Origin of the sequence: Sphaerobacter sp. (genome assembly GCF_019683595.1) — a bacterium.
Taxonomy (GTDB): Bacteria; Chloroflexota; Chloroflexia; order Thermomicrobiales; family Thermomicrobiaceae; genus Sphaerobacter.
On the sequence record NZ_JADGHZ010000270.1, the window covers coordinates 1 to 3,562 of the forward strand.

Below are 3,562 nucleotides of genomic sequence, written 5' to 3' on the forward strand. Positions count from 1 at the left end.
CCCCCTAACCCCCTCTCCCACAAGGGGAGAGGGGGAACGTGTTTCTCATGCCTCACCCTTATAGCGCGCTGCGTAGTGCGTAGTGCTCCCCTCTCCCAAAGTTGGGAGAGGGGCAGGGGGTGAGGGCCGTATTCCCCGTGAGATCGCACCTCTTTCCCGGTCGGAGGCGGCACGCCCTTTGCGTCGTGGCAGATCGGTTTGTCCCACGCTCGCATCGAGATAGGGAGCACCGGGCATGCGAGATGCCTTCGACCGCCTCTCAAGCCGCATCGCCAGGATTGTCGGCTCGTACCTGGCATTCCTGGTGGCCTGTGCCGTTATCATCGTCTGGGCCGCCTCCGGGGTCTGGTTCGGTTTCAGCAACACCTGGCAACTCGTCATCAATACCGGCACAACCATCGTGACCTTCCTCATGGTCTTCCTGATTCAGGCCACGCAGAACCGGGACACCCGCGCCACGCAACTGAAGCTGGACGAGTTGATCCGTGCGGTGACCGATGCGCGGACGACGTTTATCGACATCGAAGAGGGCAGTGAGCGGGACCTTGACACCGCGGAGGCGGAGTTCCGCCAGAGCCGCAGTCACGACGACGCGCCAGGGAGAGCCACAGCGCGATCACGTCATGACGCTGCCGGTGGGGGCTAGACGCTGGCCGGTTGCCCAGCGGGCTCGATCGAGGCCGGTGAAGGAGTGGGCCGGATGGACACCTGGATCCCGTGGGCGGCTGTCATCGGCGTCGCGGTCTTCCTCGCGCTCCTGTTCTTTGCCTGCTGATTAGGGAGACCGAGAGCTAGGTTCCGCCGCCAGGCGGCATGCTGGCAAGACCCGGTGTACACCGCATGCGCCACTCGTCACAGCACGCTCAGCGGATCGACGTCGATGGCCCAGCCGGGGTCGAGGTCGACGGCGCTGGCGACGGCGTGGCTGTCGGCTCCGCGCAGCAGGATCTGCCACTGGTAGCGGCCGCGGACCTTCGCGGTGAAGGCCGGTGTCGGGCCGAGCAGGTCGACATCGCGCGCGCCGAGGCGGTCGGCGGTCGCGGCCAGCAGGTCGGCCACTTCGGCCGCGGTGGTCTGGCAGGTCACCTCGTCGGGGTGGCGGTAGACGAAGCGGATCAGGCGGCGGAAGGGCGGGTAGCCGTGCTTCCGCCGGAAGGCGATCTCCTCACGGTAGAAGGCCGCGTAGTCGTGGCGGCTGGCGGCGTCGATCGCGTAGTGGTCGGGCGTGTACGACTGCACGATGACGCGCGCGCCCGGCGTGCGTCGACCCGCGCGGCCGGCCACCTGCGTCAGGAGCTGGAAGGTACGCTCGGCCGAGCGGATGTCGGGCAGGTGGAGCAGCGTGTCGGCGTTGATGATGCCGACGGTGGATACCAATGGGAAGTCAAGCCCCTTGGCGACCATCTGGGTGCCGACGATGACGTCCACCTCGTGGCGCAGCACCCGCTGCATGAGGTGACGGTGCTCCACGCCCCGGCGGAGCGCGTCCTGGTCCCAACGGAGCACGCGGGCGCCCGGGAGCAGGCGCCGGACCTCCGCCTCCACCCGTTGGGTTCCGGTGCCGTAGTAACCGACGGCGCCGCTGCCGCAGGCTGGGCAGCGGCTGGGCGGCGGCTGGCGTTGGTTGCAGCGGTGACAGAGGAGCAGCCGCTGGTCCGCGTGGTAGACGAGCGGCACGTCGCAGAAGGGGCACTGCTCGACGTGGCCACAGGCGCGACACTGGATCAGGGTCGCGGCCCCGCGACGGTTGAGGAAGAGGATCGCCTGTTCCCCCGACTCCACGGCTCGCCGCAGCGCGGCCTGCAACGGGCGGCTGAAGATGTGGGTATGCCCCTGCGACAGTTCCAGGCGCATATCGACGACCTGGACTTCGGGGAGGTCCAGCGTCCGGTGCTCCGGCCGGCCCTGCTTGCCGAGCACGCGCGGGCCGACGCGGGTGGGGAGTTCGAGCAGCCGGATGGCGCCCGTCTCCGCGGCATAGTAGGTCGTGACGTCAGGGGTGGCACTGCCGAGCAGAAGGACGGCGTTGTGCTGGCGGATCAGCCGCCGGGCCACCTCTCGCGCATGGTAGCGGGGTGGGTTGTCCTGCTTGTACGCGCTCTCGTGCTCCTCGTCGAGGATCACCAGTCCCACTCGCTCCATGGGGGCGAACAGCGCCGAACGGGGGCCGACGACGATTGGGATGCGGCCCTCGGCGACGGCGCGCCAGGTGTGGTAGCGGGTGGCGGGCGGGAGCGTGCTGTGGAGCACCGCGACCTGGCCGGGGAAGCGCTCGTTGAAACGCGCCACGGTCTGCGCAGCCAGGGCGATCTCCGGCACCAGCATGATGACCTGCTTGCCGCGCCCGACGCACCAGGCGGCGGCCCGCAGGTAGATCTCGGTCTTGCCGCTGCCGGTAATGCCGTGTAGCAGGAACTCCTCCGGCTCGCCCGCCCGCAGCGCGGCCAGCAGCGTCCGCCAGGCGGCCGCCTGCTCGGGGGTCAGGTAGGTGCTGCCCGCCCCTGGGCGCGGCTGCGCCGGCGGAGCACTCGGCACCGGGAGTTCCAGGATCTCGATCACGCCGCGCTCTGCCAGTGCCTGGAGCGCGGCGGCGGTCACGCCCGGCCGGCGTACCAGATCGTGCCACGGGATCGGCTCGTCCCCGGCCAGCGCCACGCGGCGGCGGATGACCTCCAGTGCCCGCCGCTGAGCCGGGGCGCGATGTAGGTCGACCCCGTCGGGAGCGATCAATCGGACGTAACGGGCCATGGGCGTGCGCGGCGGGCCGGAGACGACCCGCGCGGTCCGCTCGATGACCCCTGCCGCTTCCAGCTTGGCAACGACCGAGGTCAGCGACCGGCCGAGTGCCTTGCGAGCCGCCTCCAGGCTCGTCTCGCCCCGCTCGGCGAGGAGATCCACCAGCGCCTGCTGCGTCCGGGTGAGTTGGTGATCGCCGGCGCCGTTCGGGGAGCGCAGCCGCAGGTGCTCGACGCTGCGCTGACCGACCCCCGGCGGCAGGCAGGGGCTGGCGGCCTCGAACAGCGAGCAGAGCGTGGTCTCCGCGATCCACTGGACCAGCTCCCACTGCCGCTCGGACAGGCAAAAGGCAGGCTCGACCGGGGCATAGACGGGCCGCACCGGAAAGGCGGGTGTCTCGGCGTGGACTCGCACCACGATCGCCAGCCGCAGCTCCTTGCGCAGCGGAACCCAGATCAGATGGCGCGGCGCGACTCGGTCGGCCAGGTGCTCCGGCAGGGCATAGGTCAGCAACCGCCGCCGGTCGCTGACGGGCGTATCCACGGCAGCATCGACATAAAGCTGCTTCCGCGTGGAGGCCGAGGTTTCCATACGGAAAGTGTAGCAGCCCGGCCGATTCGTTGTCGGTGACAATTGGGCACGGGGCTGGCGGGATGGTGCTGCCCGCCGATGGGTCGGTTCTGAGGCGGAGGCGCGAGGATCCCGCCTAGTGGCGTGTGCCCGGGGCTAAAGCCGCCGGGCTGACAAGGAAAGCCGGCTGAAGCCGGCTGAGGTGGACCAGAACTTACACCTCGGTGTTGAGACGCACCGGCCGGCCCGTGCCCGG

Annotated in this window: 2 protein-coding genes; one reads left to right on the forward strand and one right to left on the reverse strand. The window is 69.8% G+C overall.

Features of this window, described 5'->3' with window-relative positions; genetic code table 11:
• Nucleotides 1–235: 235 nt before the first annotated feature.
• The gene (locus IRZ30_RS16445; RefSeq protein ID WP_294086723.1) at nt 236–646 is read left to right on the forward strand and encodes a low affinity iron permease family protein; all 411 of its coding nucleotides are present in this window, start codon (nt 236–238) and stop codon (nt 644–646) included.
• Nucleotides 647–852: 206 nt separating this feature from the next.
• On the opposite strand, the gene priA is transcribed toward IRZ30_RS16445, so the two are convergent.
• Entirely contained in the window at nt 853–3,279 is a 2,427-nt protein-coding gene (gene priA, locus IRZ30_RS16450) for a primosomal protein N' (RefSeq protein WP_294086725.1), read from the reverse strand.
• Between the last annotated feature and the right edge of the window lie 283 nt (nt 3,280–3,562).